Source organism: Streptomyces sp. TRM49041, assembly GCF_008271805.1.
Lineage (GTDB): Bacteria > Actinomycetota > Actinomycetes > Streptomycetales > Streptomycetaceae > Streptomyces.
Map to the genome: position 1 here is coordinate 155634 of NZ_VSRY01000103.1, position 16857 is coordinate 172490.

Below are 16857 nucleotides of genomic sequence, written 5' to 3' on the forward strand. Positions count from 1 at the left end.
CGCCAGGCGCGAGCCGACGCCCCACGCCGGGAGGGCGGCACCCCGTACTCCGGGGAACATCACCATGCCGCCGGAGGTTCACCCGTCATGGCGATCATTCACAAGACCACGATGAGTCCGACCAAGTTGGAGCTCCTCGCCGCCTGGCTGCCCGGCCGGTCCTGGTACGGCGGCGTCGCGGGCCGTGAGCCGGAGCTCGCCAGGGCCGGCGGGTTCCGGCTCGACGACCCGGAGGGCGAGGTGGGCATCGAGTTCATGGTGGTCACCGACACCTCGGGCGACGAGCCGCGCTCGTACCATGTGCCGCTCACCTACCGCGGCGCCCCGCTCGACGGAGCCGACGAGGCCCTGATCGGTACGACCGAGCACGGAGTGCTGGGCACGCGCTGGGTCTACGACGGCACCCATGACCCCGTGCTCGTCACCCAGGTCCTCGCGCTCGTCCAGGGCAAGGCGGAGCCGCAGGCGCAGAGCGAGAGCGACACCCCGGACCCGACCGTCGCCGCCCGTCTCGACGGGGAGTTCGACCCGGACCGCGTCGCCGTCGAGGCGGTGCGCGTGCCCCGGGCGACCGAGGACGGCGCCCTGGGGTCCGTCACCGCGCCCTGGAGCCGAGCGGACGGTGAGTCGAGCCGGGGCGTGTTCTTCCTCGTACGGGAGCGCTAGGCCGTATCCGGCGGATCTCCCCCGCCCCGCCGCTTCCCGGGGCGGGGTGGAGAAAGACCCGCCGGACACTGCCTGGCCAGGCGATGGCTAGGCGTGGCGGTCCGGGGCAGGCCGGGGCGTCGGGAGGCACTCCAGGTGGGTGGCCCAGCGGAGGGCGTGGGTGTTGTAGGCGTCCAGGACGGCGACGATCTGGTCGGGGGTGCCCAGGGACACCGCGTCGACCAGGTCCTCATGGCCGCTCCACAGCCAGTCGCGGAGTCTGCGGTCGCCGCGCAGGTACGGGACGGCGAACACCCATGCCTGGACGCGGAGGCGGTGCAGGAAGTCGGCGATGTAGTGGTTGGCGACGAGCCCGCCCAGCTCCCGCCAGAACCTCAGGTCGTAGCCGATCAGGATGTCCAGGTCCCCGGCCCGCGCCGCCCGCGCCGCCGCCTCCGCCCGGCGCCGCACCGAGACAAGGGCCGCCACGGGGACGCACGGGACGTGGGCCCCTGGGACGCCGAGAGTGCCCGGGACGCCGGGAGTGCCCGGGGCGGCGGGAGTGCCCGGGGCACCGAGAGTGCCCGCGACGCCGGGAGTGCCCGGTGCACCGGGAGTGCCCGGGGCGGCGGGAGCCCCGGTGTCCCCCGCGCCGCCCCTCGGGTACCGGCGCAGTATGCCGTCGACGATCAGGGACCGCGCCTCCACCATGCCCCGGTAGTCGTCGACCGTGAACTGGTGCACGCGGAAACCCTTGTGCTGGTCCGAGTCCAGCAGCCCCTGCGCCGACAGGTCGACCAGTGCCTCCCGCACGGGCGTCGCGGACACCCCGTACTGCTCGGCGATCTGTTTGACCGTGAATTCCTGCCCCGGCTGGAGACGCCCCGCGAGCACCTCGTCACGCAGCGCATCCGCGATCTGCTGACGAAGAGTGCTGCGGGTCACAGGTCCGCTCGCGACCATGGGCAGGTCCCCTCCGTCCGGTTTCGGACACCTTAAGCCAGTCGGAGGGGGTCACTTGAAGGGGTTCGGCGAGGCGGATGTCACACAGTGTGTTCGTCGGCCACCGACAGCGCCTCGTCCAGCGCCGCGAGGCCCTCCTTCGCCTCCGCGTCGGTGAGGTTGCAGGGGGGTACGACGTGTGTGCGATTCATGTTGACGAAGGGCCACAGGCCGCGCGCGCGGCAGGCCGCCGTGAACGCCGCCATCGGGGCGTTCGCCTCCCCCACCGCCCCGTACGGCACCAGCGGCTCCCGCGTCTCCCGGTCCCGCACCAGCTCCACCGCCCAGAAGGCCCCCATGCCCCGCACCTCCCCGACCGAGGGGTGGCGCTCGGACAGTGCCCGCAGCCCGGGCCCGAGGATCTCCGCACCCAGCCGGTCGGCGCTCTCCACCACCCCCTCCTCCGCCATGACCCGCACGGTCTCCACCGCCGCCGCGCAGGCCAGCGGATGCCCGGAGTACGTCAGCCCGCCCGGGTACGGCCGCCGCTCGAACGTCGCGGCGATCTCGGGCGAGAGGGCGACGCCGCCCAGCGGTACGTACCCGGAGTTGACGCCCTTGGCGAAGGTCAACAGGTCCGGCACGACGCCGAAGTGCTCGGCGGCGAACCACCGCCCCGTGCGCCCGAACCCGGCCATGACCTCGTCCAGGACGAGGACGATGCCGTGCCGGTCGCACAGCTCCCGCACCCCCGCCAGGTAACCGGGCGGCGGCGGCATGATCCCCGCCGTGCCCGGCACCGTCTCCAGGACGATCGCCGCGACGGTCCCGGGCCCCTCGAACGCGACCGTGTCCTCCAGGTGCGCGAGCGCCCGCTCGCACTCCTGCGCCTCGGTCTCCGAGTAGAACGGCGACCGGTAGAGGTACGGCCCCCAGAAGTGGACCACTCCCGCCGCGCCCGTGTCGGACGGCCAGCGGCGCGGGTCGCCGGTCAGGTGGATCGCGGTGGACGTGGCGCCGTGGTACGAGCGGTACGCGCTGAGCACCTTGTGGCGTCCGGTGTGCAGCCGGGCCATACGGACGGCGTTCTCGACCGCCTCGGCTCCGCCGTTCGTGAAGAAGATCTTGTCGAGGTCGCCGGGCGTGCGCTCGGCGATCAGCCGGGCGGCCTCGGAGCGTACGTCGACGGCGAACCCGGGCGCGAAGACAGCGAGCCTGGCGGCCTGCTCCTGGACCGCGGCGACGACCCGGGGGTGCTGGTAGCCGATGTTGCTGAAGACGAGACCGCTCGTGAAGTCGAGGTAGCGATTGCCGTCGTAGTCCCAGAAGTACGCGCCCCGGGCGCCAGCGACGGCGAGCGGGTCGATCAGTCCCTGGGCGGACCAGGAGTGGAAGACATGTGCGCGGTCGGCGGCCTTGACGGCGGCGCCCGCCTGCGGATCGGCGAGAGGGGTCATGCGGGCGAGGGTAGGAAGCGCGGACCGGTCGGGGACATGGCCATCTTGTATGGGGGTGGGCGTACGGATCGGCAGGGTGTCGGGGCGGGCCGGGCCGCCCGGGGCGGCGGGCGCGCCGGCCAGCGATTGACAGCAAGCTGTCATTATGACAGCCTGTTGTCATATAGAGCAGGCCACCAGCGCCCAGGAGGCGGCCATGACCGGCACCACCACCCCCCGCAAGACCGTCCATCTCGCCGTGTACGACACGTTCGCCGACTGGGAGACCGGCCACGCCACCGCCTGGCTGGCCCGTGGCGGGTACGAGATCCGTACGGTCGGCCCGACGACCGACCCGGTCACCACCATCGGCGGTCTGCGGGTCACCCCCGACCTGGCGCTCGCCGACCTGCGCGCCGAGGACAGCGCCCTGCTGATCCTCACCGGCGCCGACCTGTGGGACGCGGGCGACGACCTCGCGCCCTTCGCCGCCGAGGCGCGTACGTTCCTCGACGCGGGCGTGCCGGTCGCCGCGATCTGCGGGGCGACCCTCGGCCTGGCCCGCGAGGGCCTTCTCGACGACCGGCCCCACACCAGCGCGGTCTCCTTCTATCTGGCGGCCTCCGGCTACAAGGGCGCCGACCACTACACCGAGGCCGACGCCGTCACGGCCGGCGACCTGATCACCGCAGGGCCGACCGAGCCGGTCGCGTTCGCCCGCGAGGTCCTCGGCAGGCTGGGCGTGTTCGAGGGCGGCAAGCTCGACGCCTGGTACGGGCTGTTCCACGACTCGGACCCGGCGGCGTACGAGGAGCTCAACGCGTGAGCCCCGCCGAAAAGGACCTGCTCTCCCGCACCGCGCTGGGCGTCTTCCGGCTCAACGGCCAGTTCCTCACCGTGTCGGAGGAACTGGCCCGCCCCGCAGGCCTCACGGCCGCCCGGTGGCAGGTGCTCGGAGCCGTACTGCGCGAGCCGCTGACCGTCGCCGGGATCGCCCGGGCGATGGGCATCACCCGGCAGAGCGTCCAGCGCGTCGCGGACCTGCTCGTGGAGCGTGGCCTCGCCGCGTACGCCCCGAACCCGGCCCACCGCCGCGCCAAGCTCCTCAGCCCCACGGAGGAGGGCCGCGCCGCCCTCGCCCGCATAGACCCCGGCCACGCCGACCTGGCGGCCCGGCTGGCGGCGGAGCTGGGCGAGGAGGCGTTCGCGGAGACCGCCCGCGTACTGGAAAGACTGTCGCGGGCGATGGAGGCGATCGACGTCCGGTAGGGTTCCGTGGTCGCCGTACGACGAAGGAGGTGAGACCCATCAACGCCATGTCAGGCAGGGTGCTCGTCTCCAAGGGCGGTACGGTCGCCGCGCCGTAGGTATACCCCCCGGGAGCACTCGCAGAGCGGCTCCCGAAAGGCTCAACCGTGCCGCACGCAACACCTCCCGGCATCACCACCGTCGCCGCCGTCCTCCGCGCCGCTGGGTGCGTCTTCGCCGAGGACGAGGCGCAGCTTCTCCTCTCGACGGCCCGTACGCCCGCCGAACTCGACGCCATGGTCGCGCGCCGCGCCACCGGCCACCCCCTTGAACACGTCCTCGGCTGGGCGGACTTCGGCGGCCTGCGGGTCGCCGTCGACAAGGGCGTGTTCGTACCGCGCCGCCGCACCGAGTTCCTGGTGGAACGGGCGGCCGCGCTCGCCCCGCGCGGCGCGGTCGTCGTCGACCTGTGCTGCGGTACGGGCGCTCTGGGCGCCGCCCTGGCCGCCGCGCTGGACGGGGGCGTCCGGCTCCACGCCGCCGACATCGACCCGGCGGCTGTCCGGTGCGCCCGCCGCAATGTCGCGCCCCTGGGCGGGGCCGTGTACGAGGGCGACCTGTTCACGGCCCTCCCGCCCGGCCTCCGGGGCCGTGTCGACGTGCTGCTGGCCAACGTCCCGTACGTACCGACCGCCGAGGTCCCCCTGCTGCCCCCGGAGGCCCGCCTCCACGAGGCCCGCGTCGCCCTCGACGGCGGCGCCGACGGGCTGGACGTCCTGCGCCGCGTCACCGCCGAGGCGGGGCGCTGGCTGGCACCGGGCGGGGTGCTGCTCTTCGAGACGAGCGAGCGCCAGGCGGCCCCGGCCATGGCGGTCGCCGAGGTTGACGGCCTGACGGCGAAGGCCGCGACCTGCGAGGACCGGTACGCGACGATCGTCACGGCGACCCGTCGGACGATCCCGCACGACCGGCGGCCGCCCGCCTGACGAAGTCCTCGGCGGCAGGCGTCACGGTGAGTACGGCGACGACGGCGCTCCTCAGCAGCAGCGGGTGCACGAACCGCCCCGGCTCCGTGGGCGGCCACCACCACGCGAGCGGCCAGGTCCGCCCCTCCAGCGCGGGCACCGGTACGTAGCCGACGCGCCCCGGCTCCGCGTTGAACCGCACGGCCTCGGCGGGCCACGGGCAGTGCAGCGTGCTGCCGGGCGGCACCAGGAAGTACACCCCGCGCCGCCCGTTGGCCTCGGTCACGACGGGCCCGGGGTCGCCGTTGGTCAGCTGCTCCAGGCAGGCGGCGACCCGGCGGCCGTCGTCACCGTCGACGCGTACGGCGTCGAATTGCACACCAGCCTTGCGCAATTGAAATCCGGAGGCGGGAACCCAGTCGGGTTCCTCTTGGCAACTTGTCGCATTCACAAGGACATTGTCGGCCCCCCGCGCTAGCGTCTTCCGCAACTGCCGCAAGGCGTAACAGGGGCGTTGACCTGCACAAACGTAGTGATCGGCAGTCGAATTCGGCGGGGATCGGTTGAGACCGGTTGAGACCGGTCGAGTCGCAGTGGGGAGCGAAAGTGGCAGGTCGCGAAAACAAGGAAAACGCCACCCCGACGGCACAGCTCGTCGCGCACATGACGAGCAAAATGCGGCGGCGGATGGGTCTGACACAGGCACAGCTCGGTGACAGGATCGGATTCTCGGGCGCGGCGGTCAGCGGCGTCGAGACCTGCGCCCAGCCGGCGAGTGACCAGATGCTGGTCAAGCTGGAGGAGACGATCGGTGGGGAGCTGGGCTTCTTCGAGGAGGCGCGGGTGTACATGCGGATCGAGAAGTACCCGCCGCAGTTCAAGAACTACGCGCTCCTGGAGCGCGAGGCGCTGAACCTGTACCTCTTCGCGACGCCGGTAATCCACGGCCTGTTCCAGACAGAGGACTACGCGAGGGCGCTCATCGCAGGCGGGTTCCCCATCCTCCCGGAAGAGAGGGTCGAGGAACTGGTGGAGGCGAGGATGGCTCGGAAGGAGATCTTCGAACGCGACCCCACCGCGCTCATCGAACTGGTGCTGGACGAGGCGGTACTTCTCCGCCCCATCGGCAGCAGGAACATCATGCGCGACCAGTTGAGGTCCCTCGCGAAGTGCGCCCGCAGGCGCAACGTAACGATCCAGGTACTCCCCCTGGACTCTGCCCTCAGCGGCGAGTACGCAGGAGGCCGGGGCACGCTCACGGTCGTGGAAACCTCAGAGCACCAGCACCTGGCCTACCTGGAACCCCAGGACGAGAGCCTCCTGATCAGCGACCCGGCGAAGGTGAGTACGTACATGCAGCGGTATGCGAGGATCCGAGCACAGGCCCTGGATCCGCGTGAATCGCTGGGCCTCATCGAGCGGTTGGCAGGAGATCAGTAATGAGCAGGACCCTCCAGTGGTTCAAGTCCAGCTACAGCAGCTCCAGTGGCGGCAACTGCATCGAAGTGGCCTTCGACTGGCGCAAGTCGTCGTACAGCAGCGACAGCGGCGGCGAGTGCGTAGAGGTCGCCGCCTGCCCGCAAACCGTCCATGTCCGTGACTCCAAGAACCCTGACGGCGGTACGTTCGCCGTCACCCCGTCGGCCTGGTCGGCGTTCCTCACGGGCGCCGCGACCGGCACCGTACGGCCTTGAGAACCGTCATCGCCGGGCAGCTGGTCGAACTGCCCGGCACCATCGCCGCGATCCGGGCCGCGCTGGACGCGGACCGGGTGAAGGTGTTCGACGCGGAGATCCCGCACGTACCGGTGGCCGAGTTGCCCGTGGCGCTCGCGCGTTGGGCGCTGTCCACCACCGAGGCGGACCGGGAGGACAGCGAGCTGTTCGAGCGGCTGGCGCGGGGCGAGGACGTACGGGAGTGAGCGGCTACCGCCTTCAGTACGCGCCCCCGGCGGACCTGGCCCTCGACACCATGGACGGCGGCCTGCGCACGCGCTTCGACGCCGGGATGCGCACGTCGCTGGTCCCGGACCCGTACGGGCACGGCTCGGCGCCCATAGGGCGGGACGAGGACCGGCGGGAGGCCACGGTGTCGGGTGTGGTGATCCGGTACTACGTGAGCCGGAGCGTCCTGACGGTCACGGTCGTCCGCGTCGTATATCTCTGAGGCTGCTGCGGTGGGTGGCCCGTAACGTGTCAGCTGGGTTCGACCGGCGCGATGAAGCCGGCCTTCACGTCGAACAGTGCGAGCCCGGGTTCAGCGCCGACCTGGCGGAAAAGTCGAGGCGCCGCTGGGCCGTCCGGGGCCGTACGCATCGCGTCCAGAGCGGCGCGGTCCCGCCACAACGTCTGGATGCGCCAGCGCCCGTCCTGCCCGCTCAGCAGTTCGGTTCGCATCAGCCCATCGGGTAGGGGGCCGGCGACAAGCTCGCGGTAGGCAGCCACGAGGTCACTCTCACGCTCGGGGGATACGACAGCGCTGACCTCGGTCAATACCTGTCCAGCCATGACCCTCATCTCTCCTCTTCGTCCGCTACGCGACAGGCCCCGAGGTCCCTTACGCACCGTCCGCGACCAACAAGGCCACGATCTGCGGCTGGAGCGTGAGGCAGGCTTCACCCTCCTGGCGAGACGGCTCCCGCCTCGCCGTCCCGGAGGATGCTCAGTCGAGACAGAACTCGTTGCCCTCGATGTCCTGCATCACGAGGCACGACTCATTGTGGTCATCGGCAAGCAGCAATCGCACGCGTACCGCGCCGAGCGCGACCAGTCGTGCACACTCGGCTTCGAGCGTGGCGAGGCGCTCCTCACCCACGAGCCCGGCGCCGACTCGCACGTCAAGGTGCAGCCGATTCTTGGCGACCTTGCCTTCGGGGACGCGCTGGAAGTACAGCCGCGGGCCCACGCCTGAGGGATCAACGCAGGCGAACCCTGACCCCTGCCGCTCAGGCGGCAGAGAGCTATCGAAATCGTCCCACGTGGCAAACCCCGCCGGTGGTTGCGGTACGACGTACCCCAACACCTCGCACCAGAAGCGAGCGACGCGCTCAGGTTCCGCGCAGTCGAAGGTGACTTGGAACTGCTTTATCGATGACATCGGCGCACCCTAGCAGGGGCACTCTGTCGCTCATTTCCCGGCGTGAATCAGCAAGTTGCCGGGGGGGCGGCCCCTGCCGGCCGCTGCGGTGTCGTGCGGTCGCAGGGGTGAACCGATGCCGACGCCGCCGAGGGGTCGCCCGCCGTTCCGGTCCACGCCGGCGCGGGGGCGCCGCAGCCGTGGGAGGGCCCACCCCCCTTCCTGGGAAAACCAGTACCTCGCACGCGCGCCTGCGCTACATTGGCGTGAGTAACGAGACGATACGTCTCGTCTTATAGAGAGGGACGCCCATGCAGCAGCAACCCGCACCGCACCACCCGCGGCAGCACCTCGTCGACGCCGCGCCCGGCGTACGCCTGTGGGCCGAGGAGCGGGGCCCGGTCGACGCGCCTCCGGTGCTGCTCGTCATGGGCGCGATGGCCTCCGGGGTCGCCTGGCCCGAGGAGTTGGTCGACGCGCTCGCCGTGCGGCACCGGGTCATCCGGTACGACCACCGGGACACCGGCCGGTCGACCTGGTCGTACACGGAGGAGCCGTACCCGCTCACGGACCTCGCGCGCGACGCGGTGGCCCTGCTGGACGCACTCGGGGTGGAGCGGGCGCATGTCGTCGGCATGTCCCTGGGCGGGATGCTCGCCCAGCTCCTCATCGCCGACCACCCCGAGCGGCTCCTGAGCGCCACGCTCATCGGGACCTGCGCGCTGAGCACCACCCCGTACACCCACCCCGACGGGACCCGCACGCCGCCCGACCGACTGCCCGGCATCGACCCGCGCCTGCTGGAGATCTGGGCGCACCGCGCCGAGGACCAGGACCTGGCCCCCGAGGTGGACTGGCGGGTGGAGCACGGGCGGCTGCTGGCCGGCGACCAGATCCCGTACGACGAGGAGGCCGCACGCGCCATGGAGCGGCGCGTCATCGAGCACACGGGCCACCACCGGGTGAGCACCGCCCACGCCCAGGCCGACGACTCGGGCATGGTCCGCACCGAGGCCCTGGCGAAGACCTGCGTCCCGACGCTCGTCGTCTCGGGCCCGGCCGAGCCGGTGTTCCCGCCGCCGCACGCGCGGCACATCGCGCAGGTGATCCGGGGCGCGTCGCTGGTCGAGATCCCGGGCATGGGCCATGCGCTGCCGCAGCAGGTACTGGCCCCGCTCGCGGAGGCGATCCTCGACCACACGAGGACCTGACGGCGTCGGGCACCCTGGGGGACTCCCGAGCGAACCCGGGTCCGCGAGACGCTCCGGGACCGGCCTCTCGCCCGCCGCCCTGGAGGAAGCGGAGGGCATCCTGGCGAGCTGCCCGCTCAAGTCGCCGCCGGTGCACTGGACCGGGGCGGTCCACGAAACCCGCCCACACCCGCATCGCCGGCCGGCCGGGCGGGCGACATTCCGGTACGGTCGCACGGCGGCGCGGGGCCCGGGATGCGTCCGGGCCCCGCCCCGCGTGGGCTACTTCTCCAGGGCGATGACGCGCACGCCGGTCCCCCGGTACCGCTCGGGGTCACCGCTGAGGACCGGGCGGCCCCTCGGCCACTCGACGGAGGGCTGCGCCAGGTGCACGGCGTGCGCCCCGCTCCACTCGTCGCCGTACATGCGCAGGCGCTTGCCCACCGCGGCCGCGCCCACGAAGTTCAGCGCCTCGATGTCAACGGAGGGCAGCGACCCTACGTGCTCCGCCACCCCCGCTCGTTCGCCTTCAGCGGCCGTCAGACACACGGCGGGCACGCAGATCCGAAGCGTCGCGTCGTTCTCGGCCTCGACGACCAGCCGGGACGCCATCCGGTTACCGGCGCCCAGGGCGAGCACGGCGGTCTCGTCGAGAACGACCGCCCTCGGCAGCGGGTACTTGTCCTGCTTCACCGGACCTCCCCCACGCGGCCGGACACGATGTCCGCCCACAGCCGCTGCCCCGCCTCGGCGTCTTCCTCGGTGTACGGCTCACCCAGGAAGTGCTCCTCGATGTACGCCTTGGTCTCCTCCCGCCGCTCGGCGAGCTCCTCCTTGGTGGGCATCGCACCGGCGAGCTGCGCCACCAGCTCCCGCATGGTGATGCCACGCTCCCTGGCGAGCTCCTGGAGGCGGTCGCGGACTGCGGTGTCGACCTTGATCGTGGTGTCAGCCATATAGAAAGTATACCGACGGTATACCGTTTCCGGGCGCACGAGTGCGATGGTCATGGCTCTCCTTCCCTTCGGTGGACCCGGCCGCCCTACGCGGCCGGGAGCTTCAGCAGGCGCCCGGCGACGCCTCCGCGCCCGGCAGGGCATCGGCGGCGCGCCTGAGGGCCTCGCGGGTCATGGCGGCGCCTCGGCCGGTGGCCGCGACGAAGGCGGCGACGGGGGCGGGCAGTGAGGGCCCCGGCGGGGCCGCGCCGTGGCGGCAGGGCCCTCCGGGCCGCGTCGGGCGGCCGCAGTCGGGGCACTCCTGTCGCACCGGCGCCTCCGGGCGCGGGGCCGGCTTCTTGCGCTTCAGGCGGTCGGCCAGCAAGGCTGCCGGTGCGTAGACCGGGTCGGGCAGGCCCGCCGTCAGGGCCTCTCGGACCGCCGTCTCGGTCGCGCCGACGGCGAACCACTCCTCCACCAGCGGCCCCAGCTTCGCCATCTCGCCCTCCCCCGCCGCGAGCCTCGGCTCCCGCCGCCCCAGGGACGTGAGGAGCTGCACCGCTCGCGACGGCGTCGGGGACGGGGAGGGAGGTTCTTGTACCCCGGTCTTTTCGACCGGAGGGAGAGCTCCCGCGTCTCCGGCGTCCGGGTTTCCGGGGGCCGGTTCCCGGACGGGGGGCGGGGCAGCCGGCGCCGCGGGCGCCGTGGGCGCCGCGGGGGAATCTTCGAACGGGGTGTCGTACACGTCGTACGTCGTCAACCAGTAACCCGTACGGGGGTCTTGGTACGACTCCCTGCGCAGGTACCCGGCGGCCTCCAGCTCGTGGAGTGCCCTGCCGATGCGCGTACGGCCCTCACGTCGGCGTTTGGCCAGGGTGCGGATGTCTACGCAGGCCGCCTCGGGGAGGCTCAGGAGGTACACGAGAACTCCGGCGGCCACGAACGAGATGTTCGGGTCACGGAGGAGTTCGTTGCCGACCGTGGTGAAGTTACGCGTGCGCGTTGTACGGTGGATTCGCATCCGGAGGCGTTTCTCCTGGTGTCTGGCCCTCGGGTGTTGGCGCACCGCGGGGGCTTTCTCTTTGGCGCTATGACGCCATGACGCTTTGCTGACGTGACTCTATCCGCACGTTCCTTTGTTCACGCAAGCCAACTCCATTTAGTCATACGAACGTTGAGCGACCGGCCGCCGGAAACCAGACCCCCGGCCCCACCTGCTGTTTTCCGGCCCCACCCACACGAAAGGGCGGCCACCGGACCGGTGGCCGCCCTCCGTGCATATGCCTAATTCACTCCTGTGAGTGAGCGCTTTCAGCAGTACAGATTCCCGCCCGGCGAGACGCCGAGGATCTGGGTGAACTGCTGGTACTTGCTCACGCGGCTCTGGACCTGCGCCGGGTTCCTGCCGTCGCACTCCAGGGCGCCGTTGATCGCGCGGATCGTGTGGCCGAAGCCGGCGCCGGTGACCATCGCGTTGTGGGCGGTCATCGTGCCGGGGCCGTTCTGGGTGTTCCAGTACCAGAGGGCCGTCTTCCAGGCGACCGCCGCCTCGCGCTCCACGCGGTACGGGTTGTTCAGGAGGTCGATACCGAGCGCGTCGCCCGCCGCCTTGTAGTTGAAGTTCCAGCTGAGCTGGATCGGGCCACGGCCGTAGTACGCGGCCTGGCCGGCCGGGCAGCCGTACGGCTGGTTCCGGTCGCAGTAGTACGGGTAGTTGGCGGTGTTCTGCTCCACGACATGGACCAGACCGCCCGTCTCATGGCCGACGTTGGCCAGGAAGGCCGCGGCCTCCTGCCTTTTCACCGTGTCGCCGCCGGTCGTGGCGAACGCCGGGTACGCGCCGAGCGCCGCCTTCAGGCCGCTGTACGTGTAGAAGGGGTTCCTGTTCGGGAACATCTGGTTGAACTGCGCCTCGGACACCACGAATCCGGACGGGTCCGGGTTCGTCGGGCCGGGGTCGGGGGTTCCGGAGCCGCAGGTTCCCTGGTCCGCCCAGACGTCCGCCGCACCGGGGCGTTCGTTCTGGGTCCACCACTTCGCCTGCCAGTTGTGGCCGTTGTAGGAGGCCGTGTTGCCGCCCCAGTAGACGGCGGACGAGCTCCACGGGGCCGCGCATTCGGCGGCGGTCGCGGTTGCGGCCGGGAGGAGGGCGGTGAGGCCGATCGCCATGGCGAACGCGGCCAGGAGGGCACCGAAGCGTCGTGACACGTCATCACTCCTTCGCGTGGGAATGGCGGTCACTCCACCGCACTGGTATGGACCTGTCAAGGGGTCTAGACCAGCCATGGATACCGGATCCGCCCCCTCCGGCCACGGGTCTGCCGACCGACCACATGACGAGCTGAACCCGCACGGCTGTGCTCGCGGGCGCAGGCAATCTGTCACCGTCGAGAAGCCCGGCGAGTACGCCACGGACCCGGGCCCTGACCGGGGCGTCTCACGTCCCGGCCGTCCCACGTTGTCCCGGACCCCGCCGCGGGACACCCCGGGGCGTGGATCAGCGCCGATGATGAGTGGCGAACGGCTCCTGGCAGCACGTCGACAGCCGGGTCGAGTATCCGTACGGCGCCCAGTCCTGGTGGTGGGAGAGCGGCGTCGTGTGAGCACGCGCGGCGAGCACGTCCGCGTACGGGACGGGGCGGCCCCTCGGAGCGCAAGGGCTCCGAGGGGCCGCCCTCCCGTCGTGGAAGGCCGGGTGCGAGCTCACGCGAGCAGACGGCTCCAGGTGCGGGCGTCGACGACGCCGTCGGACGGCAGGCCATGGGACGACTGGAAGGACTCGACCCCGGCCTCGGTACCGGACCCGAAGATCCCGTCGACCGCGGTGGGGAGGGAGTGGGCCGCCAGCCGGCTCTGCACGGCCTCCACCGCCTGCCCGGTCGCGCCCCGGGCGAGCGGGAGGTTGAGCTGGCTCCAGGTCTGGTTGCCGGCGATGCCGTCCACGGACGCGCGCACGGTGGTCTGGAAGTCCCGTACGGCGGCCTCGGTGGCGGGCCCGAACCGGCCGTCGGCGACCAGCGCGGCGCCTCTCGTGCTCAGCAGGTACTGGAGGGTGCGCACCCGCTCCCCGGAGTCGCCGTCGCGGACGACCGGCCACACCGGGGCCGTCGGGTCGCCGCCGACGCGCGCGGCGACATCCCGGCGGAGCTGGGGCAGGAGCGCGTAGAGGCGGTCACCGGGGCAGGCGGTGTTGTTGAAGTCCCGGTGGCCGTAGATCTGGTAGGCGCGCAGCCCGTACCGGCGGCAGATCTGCTCGCAGAGGTCGACGAGCGCCGCGTACTGCCGGCTGCGCGGGTTCACGCTGGTGTACGTGCCCTCGTTCTCGATGCCGATGGCGACGGTGTTCTGGCCGGTGCAGTGCGCGGACTCGACCATGCGGGTGCCGCCCTGAAGGGTCGACAGGCTGCCGCGGCGGCCCTCCATGATGTGCGCGCCGCGGCTGACGGTGAAGTGCTGGCCGCTGTCGATCCACCCGGGACGGTTCATGTGGTCGTTCTGGATGGACCGGGCGAGGGCGTAGGCGTGCGCCTGCGAGTAGTCGGTGGAGTTCGCGGTCGCCGTGTGGTGGACCAGGATCTTGTGCGGGCGGGTGGCCGTGAGCCGGACGGGGCTGCTCGGCGGGCGGGCGCCCCAGGTCGCGCAGTCGGCGATCACGGGTCCGGCGGCGTGGGCACGGCCGGCGGTGCCGAGCGGGGACAGCGCGGCGGCACCGACGACGAGCGCGCCGGAGAGGAGGGAACGGCGGCTCGGGTGACGGTGGCTGTGGCTGTGGCGGTGGCTGTGGCTGTGGCTGTGGCTGTGGCCCCAGGACGCATCGATGGATACCAAGGGTCTCTCCAGACGGAGGAGTAGGCGGGGTGTTCGGACGACGCGATCGCCCTCTCACTCTGCACGGCACCCCGCCCTCCCTCCAGTCATCGCCGTCCCGGGGATACGCCATCCGCGTGGCGGAACGCCATGGGAAGAGGGCTGGTGACTGTTCGTCAGAGTCCGCACACGGCCGGTTTCGGCGCCCTAGAATGCCCATCACGTCGGCCAGGGGGCCGGAACAGGGGACGACGCGGGGACTGTCTGTTGAACGACCAAGCCCAGCACACGTCGGCGGGACCCGGCGGCGAGGACGAGCGCCACGCGCGGACCCGGCTGCTCGCGGAGATGCGGCGGATCAAGGACGCCTCGGGGCTGAGCTTCGGCCGCCTCGCCGACCGTACGCACTACAGCCGCTCGTCGTGGGAACGGTTCCTCAACGGCAAGCAGCTGCCGACCGCCGTCGCGGTGGAACAGCTGGCGGAGGTGGCACAGGAGGACCCGGAGCCGCTGCTGTCCCTGTTGAAACGTATCGGCGCAGCGCCCGCCCCCCAGGAGCCACGCGGCGCGGCCCGACCGCCCGCGGACCCGTGTGCGGAGCCGCCCCCGATCGAGCCCCACCGCCGGCTGCGGCGGCTGGCCGTACTCGGCTATGTCGCCGCGGGCGCGCTCCTGGGCTCGGTCGCCACCGGTCTGGTGCTCACCATGTCCGCCGACACCACCGCCGCGCCCGGCATCCGGACCGCCGCCGGCCAGGGCGCTGACCACGGCGCCCCGGCCTCGTCACCCACGGTGAAGGTGGACGTGGGCTGCCGTGGGGACACCTGCCTGCGACGCGACCCGCAGGCCATGGACTGCCAGTGGGACGCGGTCACCGCGCACGACACCTGGCTGCGCGGGATGCACATCCAGCTCCGCTACAGCGCGGCCTGCCAGGCGGTGTGGGGCCGTATCGAGAACGGCACGGTCGGCGACACCGTACGCATCAAGGGGCGGACGGGCCTGGAGCTGGAGGCGCGCATCCGGATCGACCGGGACACGTACACCAGGATGCTCGCAGTGAGCGCGGACGCCCCGCCCCGCACGGTCACGGTCTGCGGGGCGATCCCGAGCCAGCAGCAGCTGGAGTGCTCCCCGCACCGCGCGGTCCAGCCGTGAGGAGGCCGGCCGAGCGGTACGGGAAGCGAAGGGAGAGCCGTCGCCCTCCTACAGGAACGAGTTGATCTCGATCGTCTCGGTGCGGCCGGGGCCGACGCCGATGGCGGAGATCGGGGCTCCCGACATGTCCTCCAGGGCCTTCACATACGCCTGCGCGTTCTTCGGCAGGTCGGAGAAGGTCTTGGCCTTGGAGATGTCCTCGGACCAGCCCGGCAGGTACTCGTAGACGGGCTTCGCGTGGTGGAAGTCGGTCTGCGAGTACGGCAGCTCCTCGACGCGCTTGCCGTCGATCTCGTACGCGACGCAGACGGGGATCTGCTCCCAGCCGGTCAGGACGTCCAGCTTGGTGAGGAAGAAGTCCGTCAGGCCGTTCACGCGGGTGGCGTAGCGGGCGATGACCGCGTCGAACCAGCCGCAGCGGCGGTCACGGCCGGTGGTGACACCGCGCTCGCCGCCGATGCGCCGCAGCGCCTCGCCGTCCTCGTCGAACAGCTCCGTCGGGAACGGGCCGGCGCCGACGCGGGTCGTGTACGCCTTGAGGATGCCGATGACCCGGCTGATCTTCGTCGGGCCGACACCGGCGCCGGTGCAGGCACCGCCGGAGGTCGGGTTGGAGGAGGTAACGAAGGGGTACGTGCCGTGGTCGACGTCGAGGAGCGTGCCCTGGCCGCCCTCGAAGAGGACGACCTTGCCCTCGTCGATGGCGTCGTTCAGGATGAGCGTGGTGTCCGCGACGTACGGCTTGATCTGCTCCGCGTACTGGAGCATCTCCTCCACGATCTTGGCGGAATCGATGGCGCGCCGGTTGTAGAGCTTGGCGAGCAGCTGGTTCTTGACCTCGAGGGCCGCCTCGACCTTCTGGGCGAGGATCGACTCGTCGTAGAGGTCCTGGACGCGGATACCGACGCGGTTGATCTTGTCGGCGTACGTCGGGCCGATACCGCGACCGGTCGTACCGATCTTCCGCTTGCCGAGGAACCGTTCCGTCACCTTGTCGAGGGTGACGTTGTACGGAGTGATGAGGTGGGCGTTACCGCTGATCAGGAGCTTCGACGTGTCGACGCCTCGCTCGTTCAGCCCGCTCAGCTCGGAGAGCAGGACCGCCGGGTCGACGACGACACCGTTCCCGATCACCGGGGTACACCCCGGGGAGAGGATCCCGGAGGGGAGGAGGTGCAGTGCGTACTTCTGGTCGCCTACGACGACCGTGTGACCGGCGTTGTTGCCACCCTGGTAGCGCACCACATAATCGACGGACCCACCGAGCAGGTCGGTGGCCTTCCCTTTGCCCTCGTCACCCCACTGAGCACCGAGCAGCACAAGTGCGGGCACAGGCGTACACCCCTTCCGGGCGGGGCATGTCCAAGGCCAGGGGCGGAAAATGTCGTACGGCGGTGTACGACAGCAGCCTGAGCCTTTGGACCGGTGCCCCGGTATAGACGAAGCCCCTGGCGCA

20 protein-coding genes and 1 pseudogene are annotated in these 16857 nt (G+C 71.4%); 10 read left to right on the forward strand and 11 right to left on the reverse strand.

The window, feature by feature from the left end:
• Positions 1-87 precede the first annotated feature (87 nt).
• Positions 88-666, forward strand: a complete 579-nt coding sequence (locus tag FVS66_RS11890) for a maltokinase N-terminal cap-like domain-containing protein (protein ID WP_149181009.1) — start codon at positions 88-90, stop codon at positions 664-666.
• Between the two features lie 87 nt (positions 667-753).
• Here FVS66_RS11890 and FVS66_RS11895 read toward each other — a convergent pair whose 3' ends face one another.
• Both FVS66_RS11895 and FVS66_RS11900 read right to left on the reverse strand, forming a co-directional pair.
• On the reverse strand, positions 754-1608 hold the full coding sequence (locus tag FVS66_RS11895; RefSeq protein WP_149181010.1) for a GntR family transcriptional regulator: 855 nt from the start codon (positions 1606-1608) through the stop codon (positions 754-756).
• 80 nt (positions 1609-1688) lie between these two features.
• A complete protein-coding gene (locus tag FVS66_RS11900; protein ID WP_149181013.1) occupies positions 1689-3044 on the reverse strand; it encodes an aspartate aminotransferase family protein in 1356 nt (451 codons plus the stop codon).
• A gap of 196 nt (positions 3045-3240) precedes the next feature.
• Between FVS66_RS11900 and FVS66_RS11905 the strand changes: the two genes are divergently transcribed.
• From FVS66_RS11905 to FVS66_RS11915, 3 genes are all read left to right on the forward strand, one after another.
• The gene (locus FVS66_RS11905) at positions 3241-3849 is read left to right on the forward strand and encodes a type 1 glutamine amidotransferase family protein (protein WP_149181015.1); all 609 of its coding nucleotides are present in this window, start codon (positions 3241-3243) and stop codon (positions 3847-3849) included.
• Positions 3846-4292, forward strand: coding sequence for a MarR family transcriptional regulator (locus FVS66_RS11910; protein ID WP_149181016.1), 447 nt, complete (start codon positions 3846-3848; stop codon positions 4290-4292). The genes FVS66_RS11905 and FVS66_RS11910 overlap by 4 nt, the downstream gene beginning before the upstream one ends.
• A gap of 146 nt (positions 4293-4438) precedes the next feature.
• Positions 4439-5257: a putative protein N(5)-glutamine methyltransferase gene (locus tag FVS66_RS11915; RefSeq protein WP_149181018.1), complete on the forward strand. Its 819-nt coding sequence runs from the start codon at positions 4439-4441 to the stop codon at positions 5255-5257.
• Between the two features lie 28 nt (positions 5258-5285).
• Here FVS66_RS11915 and FVS66_RS11920 read toward each other — a convergent pair.
• Positions 5286-5687: pseudogene (locus FVS66_RS11920) on the reverse strand (hypothetical protein); the annotation flags it as partial.
• A gap of 155 nt (positions 5688-5842) precedes the next feature.
• Here FVS66_RS11920 and FVS66_RS11925 point away from each other — a divergent pair.
• The 4 genes from FVS66_RS11925 to FVS66_RS11940 are packed head-to-tail and all read left to right on the forward strand — an operon-like array spanning position 5843 to position 7402.
• On the forward strand, positions 5843-6676 hold the full coding sequence (locus tag FVS66_RS11925; RefSeq protein WP_149181020.1) for a helix-turn-helix transcriptional regulator: 834 nt from the start codon (positions 5843-5845) through the stop codon (positions 6674-6676).
• On the forward strand, positions 6676-6930 hold the full coding sequence (locus FVS66_RS11930; protein ID WP_149181022.1) for a DUF397 domain-containing protein: 255 nt from the start codon (positions 6676-6678) through the stop codon (positions 6928-6930). The genes FVS66_RS11925 and FVS66_RS11930 overlap by 1 nt, the downstream gene beginning before the upstream one ends.
• Complete coding sequence (locus tag FVS66_RS11935) at positions 6927-7157, forward strand: hypothetical protein (protein WP_149181024.1); 231 nt, start codon at positions 6927-6929, stop codon at positions 7155-7157. The genes FVS66_RS11930 and FVS66_RS11935 overlap by 4 nt, the downstream gene beginning before the upstream one ends.
• Before the next feature lie 50 nt (positions 7158-7207).
• Positions 7208-7402: a hypothetical protein gene (locus FVS66_RS11940; protein WP_149181142.1), complete on the forward strand. Its 195-nt coding sequence runs from the start codon at positions 7208-7210 to the stop codon at positions 7400-7402.
• A gap of 29 nt (positions 7403-7431) precedes the next feature.
• Here FVS66_RS11940 and FVS66_RS11945 read toward each other — a convergent pair whose 3' ends face one another.
• Together FVS66_RS11945 and FVS66_RS11950 are read right to left on the reverse strand one after the other, a co-directional pair.
• Positions 7432-7743 (reverse strand): hypothetical protein, encoded by a 312-nt coding sequence (locus FVS66_RS11945; RefSeq protein WP_149181026.1) that lies wholly within the window; start codon positions 7741-7743, stop codon positions 7432-7434.
• A gap of 154 nt (positions 7744-7897) precedes the next feature.
• Positions 7898-8332 carry a VOC family protein gene (locus FVS66_RS11950; protein WP_149181028.1) on the reverse strand — a complete coding sequence of 145 codons (435 nt, stop codon included), beginning with the start codon at positions 8330-8332 and terminating at the stop codon, positions 7898-7900.
• 290 nt (positions 8333-8622) lie between these two features.
• Between FVS66_RS11950 and FVS66_RS11955 the strand changes: the two genes are divergently transcribed.
• The gene (locus FVS66_RS11955; protein WP_149181030.1) at positions 8623-9522 is read left to right on the forward strand and encodes an alpha/beta fold hydrolase; all 900 of its coding nucleotides are present in this window, start codon (positions 8623-8625) and stop codon (positions 9520-9522) included.
• A 261-nt stretch (positions 9523-9783) separates the two neighbouring features.
• Here the strand turns inward: FVS66_RS11955 and FVS66_RS11960 are convergent, their stop codons facing one another.
• The 5 genes from FVS66_RS11960 to FVS66_RS11980 form a co-directional block, all read right to left on the reverse strand.
• Entirely contained in the window at positions 9784-10194 is a 411-nt protein-coding gene (locus tag FVS66_RS11960) for a hypothetical protein (RefSeq protein WP_149181032.1), read from the reverse strand.
• Positions 10191-10457 carry a hypothetical protein gene (locus FVS66_RS11965; RefSeq protein WP_262386935.1) on the reverse strand — a complete coding sequence of 89 codons (267 nt, stop codon included), beginning with the start codon at positions 10455-10457 and terminating at the stop codon, positions 10191-10193. Before FVS66_RS11965 ends, FVS66_RS11960 begins: the two co-directional genes overlap by 4 nt.
• Before the next feature lie 103 nt (positions 10458-10560).
• Positions 10561-11457 carry a helix-turn-helix domain-containing protein gene (locus tag FVS66_RS11970; RefSeq protein WP_149181036.1) on the reverse strand — a complete coding sequence of 299 codons (897 nt, stop codon included), beginning with the start codon at positions 11455-11457 and terminating at the stop codon, positions 10561-10563.
• A 290-nt stretch (positions 11458-11747) separates the two neighbouring features.
• Complete coding sequence (locus FVS66_RS11975; protein WP_149181144.1) at positions 11748-12605, reverse strand: glycoside hydrolase family 19 protein; 858 nt, start codon at positions 12603-12605, stop codon at positions 11748-11750.
• 534 nt (positions 12606-13139) lie between these two features.
• Positions 13140-14264 (reverse strand): N-acetylmuramoyl-L-alanine amidase, encoded by a 1125-nt coding sequence (locus FVS66_RS11980; RefSeq protein ID WP_262386936.1) that lies wholly within the window; start codon positions 14262-14264, stop codon positions 13140-13142.
• A gap of 246 nt (positions 14265-14510) precedes the next feature.
• Between FVS66_RS11980 and FVS66_RS11985 the strand changes: the two genes are divergently transcribed.
• Positions 14511-15401 (forward strand): helix-turn-helix domain-containing protein, encoded by an 891-nt coding sequence (locus FVS66_RS11985; protein ID WP_262386937.1) that lies wholly within the window; start codon positions 14511-14513, stop codon positions 15399-15401.
• A gap of 48 nt (positions 15402-15449) precedes the next feature.
• Here the strand turns inward: FVS66_RS11985 and FVS66_RS11990 are convergent, their stop codons facing one another.
• A complete protein-coding gene (locus FVS66_RS11990) occupies positions 15450-16733 on the reverse strand; it encodes an adenylosuccinate synthase (RefSeq protein ID WP_149181038.1) in 1284 nt (427 codons plus the stop codon).
• Between the last annotated feature and the right edge of the window lie 124 nt (positions 16734-16857).

Excerpts from the sequence above, each read along its gene's own strand:
- FVS66_RS11890 (WP_149181009.1), top strand. The coding sequence starts at position 88 with ATGGCGATCATTCACAAGACCACGATGAGTCCGACCAAGTTGGAGCTC.
- FVS66_RS11895 (WP_149181010.1), bottom strand. The coding sequence starts at position 1,608 with ATGGTCGCGAGCGGACCTGTGACCCGCAGCACTCTTCGTCAGCAGATC.
- FVS66_RS11900 (WP_149181013.1), bottom strand. The coding sequence starts at position 3,044 with ATGACCCCTCTCGCCGATCCGCAGGCGGGCGCCGCCGTCAAGGCCGCC.
- FVS66_RS11905 (WP_149181015.1), top strand. The coding sequence starts at position 3,241 with ATGACCGGCACCACCACCCCCCGCAAGACCGTCCATCTCGCCGTGTAC.
- FVS66_RS11930 (WP_149181022.1), top strand. The coding sequence starts at position 6,676 with ATGAGCAGGACCCTCCAGTGGTTCAAGTCCAGCTACAGCAGCTCCAGT.
- FVS66_RS11940 (WP_149181142.1), top strand. The coding sequence starts at position 7,208 with ATGGACGGCGGCCTGCGCACGCGCTTCGACGCCGGGATGCGCACGTCG.
- FVS66_RS11945 (WP_149181026.1), bottom strand. The coding sequence starts at position 7,743 with ATGGCTGGACAGGTATTGACCGAGGTCAGCGCTGTCGTATCCCCCGAG.
- FVS66_RS11950 (WP_149181028.1), bottom strand. The coding sequence starts at position 8,332 with ATGTCATCGATAAAGCAGTTCCAAGTCACCTTCGACTGCGCGGAACCT.
- FVS66_RS11955 (WP_149181030.1), top strand. The coding sequence starts at position 8,623 with ATGCAGCAGCAACCCGCACCGCACCACCCGCGGCAGCACCTCGTCGAC.
- FVS66_RS11965 (WP_262386935.1), bottom strand. The coding sequence starts at position 10,457 with ATGGCTGACACCACGATCAAGGTCGACACCGCAGTCCGCGACCGCCTC.
- FVS66_RS11970 (WP_149181036.1), bottom strand. The coding sequence starts at position 11,457 with ATGCGAATCCACCGTACAACGCGCACGCGTAACTTCACCACGGTCGGC.
- FVS66_RS11975 (WP_149181144.1), bottom strand. The coding sequence starts at position 12,605 with ATGGCGATCGGCCTCACCGCCCTCCTCCCGGCCGCAACCGCGACCGCC.